Annotated in this window: 15 protein-coding genes; 7 read left to right on the top strand and 8 right to left on the bottom strand. The window is 70.0% G+C overall.

Going from position 1 to position 15,454, the window contains the following annotated elements:
- Positions 1-84 precede the first annotated feature (84 nt).
- Complete coding sequence (locus tag ABTX24_RS07770; RefSeq protein WP_350721054.1) at positions 85-906, top strand: metal-dependent hydrolase; 822 nt, start codon at positions 85-87, stop codon at positions 904-906.
- Positions 907-921: 15 nt separating this feature from the next.
- Here ABTX24_RS07770 and ABTX24_RS07775 read toward each other — a convergent pair whose 3' ends face one another.
- The 3 genes from ABTX24_RS07775 to ABTX24_RS07785 all read right to left on the bottom strand — a co-directional run bounded on the left by ABTX24_RS07775 (position 922) and on the right by ABTX24_RS07785 (position 6,232).
- Positions 922-2,979 (bottom strand): protein kinase domain-containing protein, encoded by a 2,058-nt coding sequence (locus ABTX24_RS07775; RefSeq protein ID WP_350838605.1) that lies wholly within the window; start codon positions 2,977-2,979, stop codon positions 922-924.
- 82 nt (positions 2,980-3,061) lie between these two features.
- Positions 3,062-4,669: a serine/threonine-protein kinase gene (locus ABTX24_RS07780; RefSeq protein WP_350838607.1), complete on the bottom strand. Its 1,608-nt coding sequence runs from the start codon at positions 4,667-4,669 to the stop codon at positions 3,062-3,064.
- Positions 4,670-4,759: 90 nt separating this feature from the next.
- Complete coding sequence (locus ABTX24_RS07785) at positions 4,760-6,232, bottom strand: AAA-type ATPase lid domain-containing protein (protein ID WP_350838609.1); 1,473 nt, start codon at positions 6,230-6,232, stop codon at positions 4,760-4,762.
- A 154-nt stretch (positions 6,233-6,386) separates the two neighbouring features.
- Here ABTX24_RS07785 and ABTX24_RS07790 point away from each other — a divergent pair, with 154 nt between their 5' ends.
- From ABTX24_RS07790 to ABTX24_RS07805, 4 genes are read left to right on the top strand one after another with little or no spacing between them, the layout of a single operon-like run.
- On the top strand, positions 6,387-7,430 hold the full coding sequence (locus ABTX24_RS07790) for an amidohydrolase family protein (RefSeq protein ID WP_350838611.1): 1,044 nt from the start codon (positions 6,387-6,389) through the stop codon (positions 7,428-7,430).
- 1 nt (position 7,431) lies between these two features.
- Complete coding sequence (locus ABTX24_RS07795; RefSeq protein WP_350838613.1) at positions 7,432-8,202, top strand: iron-sulfur cluster assembly protein; 771 nt, start codon at positions 7,432-7,434, stop codon at positions 8,200-8,202.
- Positions 8,199-9,233 (top strand): NAD(P)-dependent alcohol dehydrogenase, encoded by a 1,035-nt coding sequence (locus ABTX24_RS07800; RefSeq protein ID WP_350838614.1) that lies wholly within the window; start codon positions 8,199-8,201, stop codon positions 9,231-9,233. Before ABTX24_RS07795 ends, ABTX24_RS07800 begins: the two co-directional genes overlap by 4 nt.
- A gap of 12 nt (positions 9,234-9,245) precedes the next feature.
- Complete coding sequence (locus tag ABTX24_RS07805; protein WP_350838616.1) at positions 9,246-9,725, top strand: DUF1097 domain-containing protein; 480 nt, start codon at positions 9,246-9,248, stop codon at positions 9,723-9,725.
- 62 nt (positions 9,726-9,787) lie between these two features.
- Here ABTX24_RS07805 and ABTX24_RS07810 read toward each other — a convergent pair whose 3' ends face one another.
- The 5 genes from ABTX24_RS07810 to ABTX24_RS07830 all read right to left on the bottom strand — a co-directional run bounded on the left by ABTX24_RS07810 (position 9,788) and on the right by ABTX24_RS07830 (position 14,460).
- Positions 9,788-10,801 (bottom strand): hypothetical protein, encoded by a 1,014-nt coding sequence (locus ABTX24_RS07810; protein ID WP_350838618.1) that lies wholly within the window; start codon positions 10,799-10,801, stop codon positions 9,788-9,790.
- A complete protein-coding gene (locus ABTX24_RS07815; protein ID WP_350838620.1) occupies positions 10,798-11,409 on the bottom strand; it encodes a DUF2867 domain-containing protein in 612 nt (203 codons plus the stop codon). The genes ABTX24_RS07810 and ABTX24_RS07815 overlap by 4 nt, the downstream gene beginning before the upstream one ends.
- 75 nt (positions 11,410-11,484) lie before the next feature.
- Positions 11,485-12,162, bottom strand: coding sequence for a response regulator transcription factor (locus ABTX24_RS07820; RefSeq protein ID WP_350838621.1), 678 nt, complete (start codon positions 12,160-12,162; stop codon positions 11,485-11,487).
- A complete protein-coding gene (locus tag ABTX24_RS07825) occupies positions 12,159-13,349 on the bottom strand; it encodes a sensor histidine kinase (RefSeq protein ID WP_350838623.1) in 1,191 nt (396 codons plus the stop codon). The genes ABTX24_RS07820 and ABTX24_RS07825 overlap by 4 nt, the downstream gene beginning before the upstream one ends.
- Before the next feature lie 97 nt (positions 13,350-13,446).
- Entirely contained in the window at positions 13,447-14,460 is a 1,014-nt protein-coding gene (locus ABTX24_RS07830; RefSeq protein ID WP_350838625.1) for a TerC family protein, read from the bottom strand.
- A gap of 310 nt (positions 14,461-14,770) precedes the next feature.
- On the opposite strand from ABTX24_RS07830, the gene ABTX24_RS07835 reads away from it, so the two are divergent.
- A complete protein-coding gene (locus tag ABTX24_RS07835; RefSeq protein ID WP_350838627.1) occupies positions 14,771-15,301 on the top strand; it encodes a flavin reductase family protein in 531 nt (176 codons plus the stop codon).
- 49 nt (positions 15,302-15,350) lie between these two features.
- On the top strand, positions 15,351-15,454 hold a 104-nt coding region (locus ABTX24_RS07840), incomplete at its 3' end, for a superoxide dismutase [Ni] (protein WP_218131477.1).

The following is a 15,454-nucleotide window of genomic DNA, read 5'->3' on the forward strand; positions in this document are numbered from 1 at the left end:
CGCGCACGAAGCGGCCCGAGGACCGGTACGTTCGTCCGCGGTCATACAGCGGGGGAACACTGGAGAGGGACACAACTTCACATGATGGGCGGGCATCACGCGGCCTCTGGGGCTGCCGCGTGGATCGCAGTGACATCGTCGGCACCGATCGCGTTCGGGTGGTACCCGGGCGTCTCGGACATAGGCGTGATGACCGGCACCCTGGTGTGCGCCGGCGCCGCGCTGCTTCCGGACGCGGACCACCACAACGGCACGATCGCCCACTCGCTACCACCGGTCTCCGAAGGCTTGACCAAGATCGTCGGCCAGGTCTCCGGCGGCCACCGCAACGGCACCCACTCGATCCTCGGCGTACTCGCCTTCACCGGACTCGCCTGGGGCGCGGGGAAGCTCTCGCTCGAGACCGAACGTTTCGGCAGCATCCTGATCGGCCCGGGCATCATGTGCGTCCTTCTGGTCGCCTTCGCCATGGACGCGCTGAAGCTCACCCGCAAGGGCGTCCACTGGCCGTGGATCCCGGCGGTTGCGCTGGCCACGGTGATCGCCATCTTCGCGCCCGAGGAGTGGTGGTGGATGCCCTTCTCCGTCGCCCTCGGCTGCGTCGTACACCTGATCGGCGACTTCGTGACCACGATGGGGATCCCGCTGTTCTGGCCGATCGCGCCGAAGCCGCCGCGGTGGGTCCGGCGCAACAAGTGGCTGCCGTTCGACAACATGTGGACCCGGGGCGGCCACTTCGCCCTCCCGATCCTCGGCGACGCCGGCTCCATCCGGGAGTGGGTCGTGATGACCCCGATCAGCCTGTACGCCGTCGTCGGCTTCGGCTGGGCGCTGCTGAGCCAGATGGGCTTCGACGTCGAGAGCCGCTGGGACGTCCTGGTCTCGAACCTCAGCACCCTCGTCTGACCGACGGCTCTCCGCTCAGCTCTCGACGGAGCGCCGGCGCCCGCGGAGCGGGCGGACGAGGAACATCCCGGCCAGCAGCGCGATCGCGGCGAGGAGCGCGGCGACGGCGAGCACGCCGCTCAGGACGACCTTGGTCTGGATGCCACGGTGCTCCTCGGCGACATCGTCGGAGACGATCAGCGTCATCGCCACGATGGTGTCCTTGAGGAGCTGGATGAAGCGGGTCATGTCCTCGGTCCAGACCTGCGCGGCCGGCCGTCCCGGGGCGTTGGCCTCCAGGTCCCGGACCGCGCCGGCGAGGGAGCCGTCGTTGATGACCTGGATGACGGCGTTCTGCGACACCAGGCCACGGGACCCGTCGGCGAAGGTGCCGTCCGAGATCTTGTCCAGCGCCTTCTGGGTGGCCTTCGGGGCGTCGCCGTAGAAGGAGCGCGAGGTGAGCTGCCAGGACGTACGTGCCTCGCTCATCGCCTCCATCGACTCCTCGTCGATCTTCCCGGTCATGAGCGCGGGCACCATCACAGTGCGCTCGATCCCCAGCGACTCGGAGGCAGACCTGACGTACTTGAGGTTGGTGACCTGCTTGTAGATCTTCTCGTTGCGGATGTTGGGCATCTCGGTCGCGAAGTCGAGCAGCTCGTAGGCGGTGTCGGTGTAGGCGGCGACCGCAGCCTCCGTGCTCGCCTTGTCGCCTTCCTCGAGGTCGGTGCGGTAGGCGTCGATGCTCTTGAGGACGGTGTAGGTGCGCTCGACGCGCTCCCGCAGGCTCGGGGTGTCGGCGAGGTCGACCTTGGTGATGTCGTCGTGCCATGCCTCGATCGAGTCGTCGGTCACCTGGCGATAGGCCTGCCGGACCGCGTCCGGGACCTGGTCGGAGCTGAGCGCGTCCCGCTCGAAGATGAGGTCCATCCCGAGCTCGTAGCTCTCCGGGAGCGCTCCGGCGATCGTCACCGCCCGGCTGGAGACGGCACGCTCCTCGAGCGCATCGGCGAAGGTCAGCCCGCCGAGGACCAGGGCGATCAGCACCGGGACCAGCAGCACGGCGAGCACCCGGGTGCGGAGGAACCTCGGCTTCGGGGCGGCATGGGACCGAGGCGTACGCTGCGCCGACTCGACCACGCCGGCGACCGCCGTGACCGACGAGACCGAGGCGGCTGAGGAACCCGAGGATCCCGAGGACGCGGACGACGAGAGCGCCAGGGGCTTGAGCCCGGCGGGCAGCTCGCGGCTGCCGACCGGAACCGGGGGCACGACCTCGGGCCGGCGCGCGAAGCCGACGACCTCGCCCGCGGTGGGCCGCCGGGAGGGGTCCTTGTCCATCATCGACGCCACGAACTCGTCGACATGGGACGGCACGGTGACGACGTCGTTGACGTGCGGGACCGGCGCGGTCACGTGCTGGTAGATCATCGAGACCGGCTCGGAGCCGGCGTACGGGGCGCGTCCGGTGAGCAGCTCGAAGTACACGCAGCCGAGCGCGTAGATGTCGCTCGGTGGGCCGACCACGTTGTCGGCGGCCTGCTCGGGCGAGATGTAGGGCAGGCTCCCCATCACGTGGCGGGTCGAGGTGAGCCGCTCGGCCTGGTGGTTGGCCAGCTGGGCGATGCCGAAGTCGAGCACCCGGATCCGGCCGTCACCGTCGTAGACGAGGTTGGACGGCTTGATGTCGCGGTGGATGATCCCGGAGGAGTGGACCGCAGTGAGCGTACGCGCGACCTGGACCATCGCCTCGCTCGCCTCCTCGACGGTGAACCGCCCCTGCTTCTCCAGGCGGTCGGCCAGCGTCGGTCCGGGAAGCAGCTCCATGACGAGGTAGACGATGCTGCCGTACTCGGTCTGCTCGACGCCGACGTCGTGCACCTGCACCGTGCCGGGGTGGCTGGCCGCCGTCGTCGAGAGCGCCTCACGCCGGAAGCGCTCGGTCACCTTGGGGTCGGCGGAGGTCTCCACGACCTTCACGGCGACCCAGCGTTCGAGCCTGATGTCGGCCGCCTGCCAGACCTCGCCCATCCCGCCGCGGCCAAGCAGTCGGTGCAGGCGGTACCGGCCTGCGATCGGGGGGCGCGTTCGCATGCGCATATGTTGTCGGACTCACACCCCGTGCGTCTCGTGTACGCACCGATGAAATCCGCCGATCTTTGCTATGGTCGCCGGTTTACGCATCAACTGATCGCCCTCGTGCACGGAGCAGCGCGACCCCGAGCCCGGCGAGCACCGCCAGCACGATGCCGGTGAAGACTCCCCAGGCGATCGTCTGGTTCTGGGCGTCCCTGTGCTCGCGCTCGACGTCGTCGGCGAGCCGGCTGGCGGCGTCGACGACCACCTCCTTGAGGTCCTGGACGTAGCTGGCGGCATCGGCCAGCCAGAGCTGTTCCACGGGCCTCCCGTCGGCGCTGTCCTCCAGCTGCCTGACGACGTCCTCGACGTCACGGGCGTTGAGCACCCGGATGACGGCACGCTGGGACGAGACCGCGTAGGACCCGAACTCGAAGGACCGGCCCGAGATCCTGTCGAGTCGCTGCCGTGTCGCCGCGTCAGCGCGCGTGTAGATCGACTCCGAGTGGGTCGCCCAGGAGTCCTGGGCCGCGCTGAGGTCGGAGATGCCCTGGTCGCTGATCCGCTCGTTCCGCAAGGCGTTCGCCATGATCCTCCGCTCGAGTCCGAGCACCTCCGAGACGGATCCGATCAGCTCCAGGTTCCGGGCCTGCTTGGCCAGCTCCTCGTCCCGGAACGAAGGCAGCTCGGCGGCGAGGTCGAAGAGCCCGTTGACCGCGCTCGTGTACAGCTCGACGGCCACCAGCTTGCCGGCCCTGTTCCCCGCCCGGGCGGCGGCGCGGATGTCCGAGAGCCGCTCGAGGGCGGCGGCCGACCTCTCCGTACGCCGCCGCAGACCCGGATCGCCGGCGGTGTCCAGCTTCTCGACCTCGGCGGTCCAGGCCTCGATGGACCGGTCGGTGATCTGGAGGAAGTCCTCGGTCAGCGCCGCATCGGTCCGCAGCGCGTCGCGCTCGATCGAGAGATCGAAGGCGAGCTGGAAGCTGGTCGGCAGGATGTTGGCCAGCGGCGCGGCGCTGCCGACGTTCGACATCGTGTCGCCGGTCCGCAGCGTGCCCCAGCCACCGAAGACCAACCCCGGCAGGACCAGGACCATCAGCACACCCAGGAGCGTGGGCGAGAGGCGCGGGCCTCTGATGTTGGGCGGACGTACGATCCGCTTCGGCGGCGGAGCGACGCCGCTCTCGAGCACCGTGGCCACCTCGTCGGCGCGGGGCCGCTTGGCAGGATCCGGGTCGAGCATGGCGGTCGTGATGCCATCGAGGTGGCCGGGCACGGTCACCAGCGTCCCGACCCGCTCGGGCACGAGCCCGGCGTACGGCGGGCGCCCGGCGAGCAGCTCGAAGAACACCGCGCCGAGGGAGTAGACGTCGCTCGCCGGCCCGATCCGCTTGCGGTCGATCTGCTCGGGGGACATGTATGGCAGGCCCTCCCCGCCGCGGGGCGCCGGCGCACCGAGCAGCGCGATCCGGCCGTCGGGGGCGTACCCGATGGTGGCGGGTCTGATGTCTCCGTGCACCTGCCCGGCGGCGTGGCCCGAGGCGAGGAGGCGCGCGACCTGCGCGACGATGCTCGAGGCCTCTTCAGGGGCGAACGGGTGCTGCTCGACAAGCCGGCCGGCGAGATTCCGACCGGACAGAGCGGGTCCGCCCTGTCCGGTCAGATGGTTCAAATGCTGGCGACCGGCGCGTGGGGGACGGATACGCATGGGTCCATAGTCCCTGGTGAGCACCCCTGACGCCCCGGCCTCAGCCGAGAGTTTTCCTGGACTTGGCCAAGAGTTCGACTCCCCCGCGGGCTAACCCGGCCGAAGCCTGATCCCGTACTGCTGCACCTTTCGGTAGACGGTGGCGCGCGACATCCCGAGCTCCGCGGCCGCCTCCTGCATGGTGATCCCTGGACGGGTCAGCACGCGGACGATCTCTCCGCGCTCGAAGGCATCGATGCGGGACAACGGCCGCCTGGTGTCGGAGAGTACGTCGGCGGGAAGGTGACGCAGGTCGATCAGGTCACCGGCGCTCACGGCCCGCTGGACGACGTGGACCAGCTCGGCGACGTTGCCCGGCCAGCCGTGGTCGTGCAACGCCCGCTCCGCAGCCGGCGTCAGCGCGATCTCCCGGCCCCGCACCCGCAGACCCACCTGATGCGCCAGTGGAAGTACGTCCTCGGGCCGCTCCCGCAGCGGCGGCACCTCGACCACGGTGTCGACCAGGTCGGCCAGGGCCGCCGGGATGCCGTCGAAGGACTCGGCGGTCATCGCGAACGGCACGCCTGCGACCGCCCCGGGCGCCGCCTCGACGAGCAGGGCGTGCAGCCGCTCGGCCACCCAGGCGGGAAGCATGTTCACGTCGCGTACGACCACCGCGGTGTCCTGCTTGGCGAGCTCCGGCGTCCACAGCGACAGCCAGGCCTCGGCGTCGGCCGGCTCCGGGGCGGAGGCCGCCAGGATCCGGTCGCGGGGCCGCAGGTCGCGGAACGCCTGGGCGACCAGGGTCGTACGCCCCACCCCCGGCTCCCCGACCACGGCGACCCGCCGGCCGACCCGAAGCGCGTCGCGGACACTGCCCAGCGCCTCGCACCAGGCGGAGGAGAGGTCGCGGAGACTGCCTGCGCCCGGCTCCAGCCGGGGCGCCTCGACCCGGAACACCTCACCGCGGGGAGCCGGGCGTGGCGAGCGGCCGTGGGCGCGGGCGAGCATGAGCGACGCGGTGTTGCTGGCCGCCGACTGCGCCAGGGCGAGCAGCAGGTCGTGGGACGACTCCGACCAGGTGGTCAGGTTGACGCTGCCCTCCAGGCGTCCGCTGATCGGGTCGATCACCGGGGCGGCGGCACAGGTGTAGCTGCACAGCGAGAGCGAGTAGTGCTCCTCGGCCCGAACCACGGTCGGTGTCCGGTCGGCCAGCGCGAGACCGAGCCCGTTGGTGCCCGCCGCGCGCTCGGCGTAGCTGAACCCGGGTGCCAGGTGAACGGCATCGAGGTCCCGGAGCAGCTGCTGGTCTCCGCTGAGCCGGTTGAGCACCAGGCCGACGGGATCGGTGAGCATCAGGCTGACCGGCTCGCCGACGAGCGTCCGGTGGAGGTCGTCGAGCACCTCCTGGCCGCACTGGAAGAAGAGCGACTCCTGGTCGTAGGCGCCGGAGAAGACCGGGTCGACCTCCTCGACGGAGACCCCGTACTCCTGGCTGCGCTGCCAGGAGGCGCGTACGCGCGGCGCCAGCGCCGACGCGTCGACGGCCGCGGTGCGCTGCGCGATCGGATGACGCCCTGTCATGTGATCGACGTTACATCCGCCGGTCGGCGGAGACAGCCGGACAGCGTCTCAGATTGAGACGGTCGAGGTCTCACATTGAGACGCCGCACCCCTGATCTGCGCGTCGCCGCCGCCCTAGCGTCCTGTGACGAAAGCCACAGATCGGAGGAACCCGATGTACACCAAGAACAACGAGTCGTACTTCATCGTCGACGCCCACGTCGCTCTCTGGGACGCCCGGCCGGAGAACCAGCGCAACATCCATGGCAAGCAGTTCATCGACTGCTTCTACGACTACCACCGCAACCTCTCCCCCGAGGCGGAGCACTGGTCCTACGAGGACTACCTCTACCAGGGCGGCGAGCGGCTGATGCACGACCTGTTCGAGGTCGGCTACGTCGACCACGCGATCTTCCAGCCGGCCCACCTGGGCGAGTTCTACACGAACGGGTTCGGGCAGACCGAGGAAGCCTCGCAGCTGGCGGCGAAGCACCCCGACAGGCTGACGTACAACCACCACTTCGACCCCCGCAACGGCGAGGCCGGGCTCGAACAGCTCCACGCCGACGCCGAGCGGCTCGGGCTCAAGGGCGTGAAGCTCTACACCGCCGAGTGGCACGGGGAGTCGCGCGGCTGGAAGCTGACCGACCCCTGGGCGTACCGCTACTTCGAGGCCTGCCGCGAGCTCGGGATCACCAACATCCACGTCCACAAGGGCCCGACGATCCGGCCGCTGGACCGCGACGCGTTCGACGTCGCCGACATCGACCACGTCGCCAGCGACTTCACCGACCTCAACTTCATCGTCGAGCACGTCGGCCTGCCACGGCTGGAGGACTTCTGCTGGATCGCCACCCAGGAGCCCAACGTGCACGGTGGGCTGGCGGTCGCGATGCCGTTCATCCACACCCGGCCGCGCTACTTCGCGCAGATCCTCGGCGAGCTCGTCTACTGGATCGGCGAGGACCGGATCCAGTTCTCCTCCGACTATGCGATCTGGACGCCGAAGTGGCTGATCGAGCGGTTCGTCGACTTCCAGATCCCGGAGGACATGACCGAGTACGCCCCGCTCACCGTCGCGCAGAAGAAGAAGATCCTGGGCCTCAACGCCGCGAAGATGTACGGCCTGGAGGTGCCCGCCGAGCTGCGGCTGCCCGAGGCGGACGAGACCGCGACAGGTCCCCGTGAGCCCGAGCGGGCAGACCTCGCGGCGGTGTGACATGACCTTGCTGACCTGCGAGAACACCCGATCCGCCGAGGCGTACGCCGCGCTTCACGCGGTCGTCGACCCCGAGCTCGACGAGCCCATCACCGACCTGGGCTTCGTCCGGTCGCTGACCGTCTCCCCCAGCGCACCGGACGGCGAGACGGTCAGGGTCGAGGTCCATCTGCGGCTGCCGACGTCGTTCTGCTCCCCCAACTTCGCCTACCTGATGGCGAGCGACGCCAAGGACGCGCTGACCGCGCTGCCGTGGACCGACCAGGTGGTCGTCGAGCTCGACGACCACCACGACTCCGATCTGATCAACGCCGGGCTGGCGGCCGATGCCGGCTATCTCGGCACGTTCCGCCACGAGGCCGAGTCGTCCCTGGACGAGCTCCGGACCACGTTCCACCGCAAGGCCCACACGGCGGCGCTCGAGCGTTGCCTGACCCGGCTGCTGAGGGGGCAGCCGGACCTGGCCGAGGACGCCGTGGGCGAGGTCCGTCTCGTGGACCTGCCGGACGACGACTTCACCGCCTCGCTCAGGCGTCGCCGGGCGATCCTCGGCCTGCCCGACCTGCCGGAGGCGTACGTCCTGGTCGACCACGACAACGAGCGGCCCGGCGACATCCCGCTGGCGCTGCGGAGGGCGCGTTCGACGCGGATCTCGATCGACGGGAACGCGCACTTCTGCCGTGGCCTGCTGGCCACGCGCTATGGCGAGGAGGTCACCTCGCCCGCCTTCGTACCTCTGACCGACCTGCACCGAGAAGGAGCATCATCATGAGCACCATGCGAGCCGTCCAGGTGGTCGGCTACCACCAGCCGCTGGCGATGGCCGAGGTTCCGGCCCCGGAGCCGACCGGCCCGTTCGACGTCGTCGTCAGGATCGGCGGCGCCGGCGTGTGCCGCACGGACCTGCACATCCTGGAGGGGCAGTGGGAGGAGAAGTCCGGCGTCACGCTGCCCTACACGATCGGGCACGAGAACGCGGGCTGGGTGCACGCGGTCGGTGCCGCCGTCACCAACGTCGCCGAGGGCGACAAGGTGATCCTGCACCCGCTGATCACCTGCGGGCTGTGCCGCGCCTGCCGCTCGGGCGACGACGTGCACTGCGAGCTCAACCAGTTCCCCGGCATCGATACCAACGGCGGCTACGCGGAGTACCTGAAGACCTCCGCCCGCTCCGTGGTGAAGATCGATGACTCCCTGGAGCCTGCCGACGTGGCTGCCCTGGCCGACGCCGGCCTGACCGCCTACCACGCAGCCGCGAAGGCGGCCCGTCGGCTGACCCCGCGCGACAGGTGCGTGGTCATCGGCGCCGGCGGGCTCGGGCACATCGGCATCCAGGTCCTCAAGGCACTCAGCCCGGCCGAGCTGATCGTCGTCGACCGCAACCCGGACGCGGTGAAGCTCGCCCTCGACATCGGCGCCGACCACGGCGTCATCGCCGAGGGCACCCAGGTCGACCAGGTGCTCGAGCTCACCGACGGCGCCGGCGCCGAGGTCCTCATCGACTTCGTCGGCGAAGGCGGTGCGACCGCGGAAGGGGTCCGGATGCTCCGCCAGGCGGGCGACTACCACGTCGTCGGCTACGGCGAGAACATCGATGTGCCGACCATCGACATCATCTCGGCCGAGATCAACTTCATCGGCAACCTGGTGGGTTCCTACAACGACCTGTGCGACCTGATGGCGCTCGCCGCCCGTGGGGCCGTCACGCTGCACACGCAGAAGTACGCCCTCGACGACTTCCAGACCGCCATCTCCGACCTCGACGCCGGCCGGGTCCGCGGCCGCGCGATCCTGGTCCCCTGAGGAGGCGACGTCATGAAGAGTCTCCTCGGAATCGGCATCTCGGTCGGCGTGCTCGCGGGCATCTGGACCCAGGTGAGCATCGAGCTCACGCTCATCACCTGGGTCGGGTTCGTCGCCTGGGCCTGCTACTTCGCCGCCGGAGGTGGCCGCGCAGGCTTCCAGAAAGGTCTCGCGGCCAACCTCGCCGGCGCGCTGTGGGGGTACGGAGCGAGCCTGGTCCTGACGTACGCCACCTTCACCGGGGCGGTCGCCCTGGTCGTCACGGTCGTCGCGTTCATCCTGTGCCTGCAGGCGGCCGTGGACCTGCTGTCCTTCATCCCCGGCGCCTTCGCCGGGACGGCAGTCATCTTCGGCACCTCGTTCGACCTCGGCGGCACTCTCATCGCGCTGGTGGTCGGTGCCTGCCTCGGGTGGCTCTCGGACATCGCCGGTCGCCGGATCCAGACCGCGGTCGAACGATCGGGGCAACCGGTCCGCGCCGCCCAGCCCTGACCGGCTGAACGCGCCGATCCCGCTTGACCTGGGGTGATTCCAGGTCGAGCGGGATCCGTACGTCATCCGCGCGCCGCGGTGCGCCGCCCCAGGTAGGCGAGGCAGGCGACGGCGAGCGCGACGCCCCAGATCGGCCAGAGCATCTCCGGCGCCCATGCGCCCCAGTCCGAAGTGGCTCCGGGGACCGTCCAGAGGTCGTCCGCGATCGCCATCCGCCAGAAGGAGATCCCGGCGGACGTGACCGTGCCGGCGACCAGGATCCCCGGCACGAGTGCCATCGCGACCGGGACCGGATGCCCGCCGATGCGGGGCACCCAGCGCCAGAACACCTCGCCCCAGCGCGCCACCAACCCCCAGGTCAGGACCGCCCCGACCACGGCGAAGGCCGCGAGCCCGAAGCCGGCCCACTTCCCCGCGCCGAGGTCGTCCAGCATCTCGCGGCTGATCCCGAGCGGGATGTTCAGCGCCCAGGCGATCCGGGTAACGGCGTAGAGAAGAGGTACGACGACAGCGACCGCCACCGCAGGACGCCCCCAGCGTGCCCAGTGGCCCCAGTCCAGACGCCGGCCAGGCTCGGCCTTCCCGAGCAGGGTGACACCAGCGACGACCATGGCAAGTCCGCCGGCAGCATGCGCCAGAGCGACACCCGAGTCGACGAAAAGACGCCACTCGAGCTGTCCAGCGCCCGGTCCGAGCCCGGCCATCGCAAGCAGGACCTGAGGCAGATAGCCGAGGAACATCAGCGCGCGGACGTCGGAGACGACCACGGCGACGACGAGCCCGAGGACGATCAGGAGCCACCCTGTCGCTCTCGTCGTACGCGGTGTCCGCACCTTCGCGACCGCGCCCCCGGCAGCCAGGGCGAGGAGCGCGAGCACCGCGATCACCCAGGACATCTGGGTGCCGCTCAGAGCGCCGAGCGGCGAGGCCGCATCGGGGACCCACGGATCCGGTGCCCTGCCCAGCAGGGCGAGCCCGACCAGGGCGCCGAAGACGAGGGTCCAGGCGCCGGCCACCCAGGGCGCCGCGCGCAGTACGACGGAGCGGTGCTGCGTAGGTTGCATCGTGATGCTCATCGGTCCACCCCCTGAGCGGTCTCCCAGCGGCGGCCGACCGTGCGCAGCAGCGCCGGGTAAACGACGAGGTAGCGGAACGGCTTGATGAACCTCATGTAGGCGTCGCCGAGCAGTCCGTTGGGCCGCACCAGCACGCTCATCTGCGCGCTGTAGCCGCCCGGCGAGCGCTCGTCCTCGACCCAGCCGAGGTGCAGGACACCGTGCATCGTGCGGTTGGCGATCTCCGCGGCGTACTCCCGATCCGTCAGGTAGAGCGGCTGGAACGGGCTGTCGTCGCGCTCGGGCGCGGGGTGGTCGCGGAGGTCATCAGGCAGCCGGTCGCGCAGCGAAGCGACGCGGCGGCCGAGCCCGTGCTCGGCCTCGTCGGCGCCGAGCAGCCGGCCGAGCGCCCAGCGGATCGCAAAGAGGAGTCGGTACGCCGCCGGGAAGTCGCGGTCGTCACCGCTCATCATCGAATCGACGAAGCGCGGGAGATCATCGGCGCCGCCCTGGACGGGCAAGGCCCAGACGTCCTCCAGCTCGAAGTCCTCGGTGATCTCGTGGATGCGCCAGGGCCTGCTGGAGTAGACGCCCGACGGAAGCGGTCTCGTGGATGCGTGTGTGGTCATGTCTCCACACTGGTCCGCGCGCGCCGGGGGTTCGTCGCCCTCAGGTCGCGGGCACCTCATCCCCCAGGATGAGACTCAGCTACGGGGTCCGACCAACCCGGTCTCGTACGCCAGCACGACCGCCTGCACCCGGTCGCGCAGGCCGAGCTTGGCGAGCACATGGCCGACATGCGTCTTCACCGTCGCCTCGGAGAGGTGGACGCGGCGGGCGATCTCGGCGTTGCTGTCACCGGTGGCGAGCTCGAGGAGCATGTCGAGCTCGCGCGGCGTCAGGGTGGCCCGGATGTCGGCGACCCGGCCGTTGTCCGGGGCCGGCGCGGTCGCGACGTGCTCCAGCAGACGGCGCGTCGTCGACGGCGCGACCACCGCGTGACCTGCGTGGACGGTGCGGATCGCGGTCACGATCTCCTCGGCCCGGGCGTCCTTGAGCAGGAAGCCGCTGGCGCCCGCCCGGATCGCCGGGAACGCGTAGTCGTCGAGGTCGAACGTGGTCAGCGCGACCACCCGCGTGTCCGGCTGCTCCTCGGTGATCGCGGCCGTCGCCTGGATACCGTCGAGGCGGGGCATCCGCAGGTCCATCAGGACGACGTCGACCCGCTTCGTACGCACCAGGGCTAGCGCCTCGTGACCGTCGGCGGCCTCTCCGGCGAGCTCGAGGTCCGGCTGGCTCTCCACCATCATCCGGAGCGCAGAGCGCATCAGCTCCTGGTCGTCGACGATCGCGACGCGGATCGGGGCCTCGTCCTCGCTCATAGCGGCATCATGGCGCGTACGCGCCAGCCCTCGCCGCTCGGCCCGGCCTCGAGGGTCCCGCCCACCGCCGCCACCCGTTCGCGCATCCCGCGCAGGCCGCGGCCGGGCGGTCGCTGGATCCCCACGCCGTCGTCGCTGACCTCGATCGTGAGGTGGCGTGCGGTGCGCGTCACCGACACCGTCGCGACTGCTCCCGAACCTGCGTGGCGGGTGACGTTGGTGAGCGCCTCCTGCACGACGCGGTAGGCGGTCAGCCCGACTGCGGGCGCGACCTGACCGGGCTCGTCCACCTCGAGCCGGACCGTCAGCCCTGCCGCTCGCGTCCTCTCGACCAGGTCACCGATGTCGGCCAGCCCCGGTTGCGGCTCGGTCGAGGCGATGTATCGAGCTTGTCGAGATGACTCGCCACCGAGCACGCCGAGCAGCCCGCGCATCTCCGTGAGGGCCTCCCGGCCCGTGGTCGCGATGGTGTCGAGGATGCCCGAGGCCCGTTCCGGCTGCTGCCCGACGACCATCCGGCCGGCCTCGGCATGGCTGACCACGACCGCGAGCGAGTGCGCGACCACGTCGTGCATCTCGCGCGCGATGCGCTGGCGCTCCTCGGCGGCGGCGCGGTCGGCGAGCTGGTCGATCCAGGCGGCCCGCGTCGCCCGGAACCGGCCGAGCGCCCATGCCGCCACCGTGGCCGCGACCGTCGCGGTGGCCACCATCAGCCACCACGTCCACCCCTGCAGCCCGGTGCCGTCGAACCCCGAGAGACGTACGACGGTCAGCAGGCACCCCACCAGCCCGATGCCGAGCACGATCCCCGGCCACGGTCGCCGGTCTTGCGCACTCACCGCGTACAGCAGCACGAAGAAGCACAGGCTGCTGGGCAGCAGCACCGGCCCGTAGGCGCTTCCCGCCGCCTCGGCCGTCGGCCCGCTCAGATCCGGCGCGGCCACGAGCACCAGCTCGGCCAGCGCCCCGACGGCGTACGACGGCAGCGGCCAGCGCCGGGCGGTGGCCACCGCGGCGTGAAGCGCCACCAGCGCGACCAGGAGCGCGATCTCCCACGCCGTGCTGACCTCGCCGTCGACGACCGAGGTCCACCCGACCGGCAGCAGCACGAGCGCCAGCGCTCCGGCCAACGCGACCTGTCCGGCGTCCCCGAGCCAGCGAGGTCCGGGAGCAGCTGCCACGGTCATGGGCTCACCCTAGTGCTGCCCGAGAACGACCGCAGGCCCTCTCCGATCGGAGGGGGCCTGCGGGCTGTCCCGGCTCAGCGGGACTGTCGACGAAGCGTCACATGCTGCGCGGACCGGTGGCGTCGTCGCGCTCCTTCTCGGTCATGCTGCGCGACTTCAGCAGGCTCAGGATGGTGGTGATGGCCAGGATGCCGACGATGACGCTGAGGGAGACGGAGATCGGGATCTCGGGCGCCCACTCGACGTGGTGACCACCGTTGATGAAGGGCAGCTCGTTCTCGTGGAGCGCGTGGAAGACGAGCTTGAGGCCGATGAACCCGAGCAGGATCGCCAGACCGTAGGACAGGTAGACCAGCCGCTCCAGCAGACCACCGATGAGGAAGTAGAGCTGGCGCAGACCCATCAGGGCGAAGATGTTGGCGGTCAGGACGAGGTAGGCCTCGTTGGTCAGACCGTAGATCGCCGGGATCGAGTCGAGCGCGAACAGCAGGTCGGTCGTGCCGAGCGCGCAGATGACCACGAACATCGGGGTCGCGATCCGCTTGCCGTTCTCACGGACGAACATCTTCGCGTTGTCGCCCCACTGCGAGGTCAGCGGGATGTGGCGCTCGAGGAACTTCACCACGGCCGGTTCCTCGTACTCGTCCTCGTCCTCGCCGCCCTCCATGGCCAGCTTGACCGCGGTGTAGATCAAGAAGGCACCGAACAGGTAGAAGACCCAGCTGAAGTTCTCGATCGCCGCGGCGCCGACAGCGATGAAGATGCCGCGGAAGACCAGCGCCAAGATGATGCCGATCAGCAGCGCCTTCTGCTGGAACTGCCGAGGCACCGCGAACTTCGACATGATGATGATGAAGATGAACAGGTTGTCGACCGACAGCGAGTACTCCGTCAGCCAGCCCGCGAAGAACTCCGTGCCGTACTTCGGGCCGGAGAACACGAAGACACCGATGCCGAACAGGATCGCCAAGCCGATGTAGACGCTCAGCGCGACGATCAGCTCCCGACGCGAAGGCTCGTGCGGTCGCCGGCCGATGACGAGCACATCGAAGAGCAGCACAGCGCTGGCGATGCCGATGGTCAACCACCAGATGAGAGGGGAGACGTCCACGAAGGGACTCCTTAGATCGTGAGGCAGAGCGGTTCTTTGGGAAGGTTAGGCGACCGAGGTCAAACCTTCGAAGTCGTAGCGGGCGCGGCGTCCGTCGACGGCATCGGCGACGGAACCGGAATCGGCGTACGGCAGCACACCAACCCGAGTTGTATGACAAGTACGCAACCAGTCTAACAAGTTGCACTCCCGCCACTCCACATGATCCCAGCCGCGGACAACCAGATGAGTCAGCGATCACAGCGTGGATGACTGGACCTCAACCGGACTTGATGTTTTAGCGTCACTGCCAACAGAGAGAGGAGGGGGTGTGAGCGACACACTCACCGACCAGTTCAAGGCCGGCTTCCGTCGATATCCCACCGGCGTCGCCGTCGTCGCCGCCTCGACCGAGACCGGACCCGTCGGGGCAACCGTGTCGAGCGTGGCCTCGGTCAGCGCCAACCCGCCGATGCTGTCGTTCTCGGTCTCCCGGTCCGGGCGGTCCGGACCGGCACTCACCGGGAGCGACCGTCTCGCGGTGCACATCCTGACCGAGTCCCAGGCCGACGTGGCCGCCGCCTTCGCCGACCGGACTGCGCCGCGGTTCACGGTCGCCCAGGGCTGGACGCTCCCGCACGGGGAGCCGCCGGTACTGCACGACGCCGCGGCCAGCTTCTACGGGCGCGTGGCCCGCGTCATCCCCGCCGGCGAGGCGTGGCTGGTGCTGCTCGAGGTCGATGCGATCAGCCTCGGCGAGTCCACCGACCCGCTCCTGCACCACGACCGCAACTACTGGTCGCTCGGCCCCTCTGCCAGCACCCTCCCGCTCGACCGCATCCTGCCCGAGAAGGCTTCCTGACCGTCGGCCCCCGACGGTCGCTCCACCACACCACCGAGAGGAACCAAGAATGCGTCTGTTCGCTCCCACCATCGAGGTCTCGGCCCACTGCGACCTGCCCTGCGGCGTCTACGACCCCGCCCAGGCCCGCATCGAGGCCGAGTCCGTCAAGGC

The organism is Nocardioides sp. NPDC127514, from assembly GCF_040302125.1.
Classification (GTDB): Bacteria; Actinomycetota; Actinomycetes; order Propionibacteriales; family Nocardioidaceae; genus Nocardioides.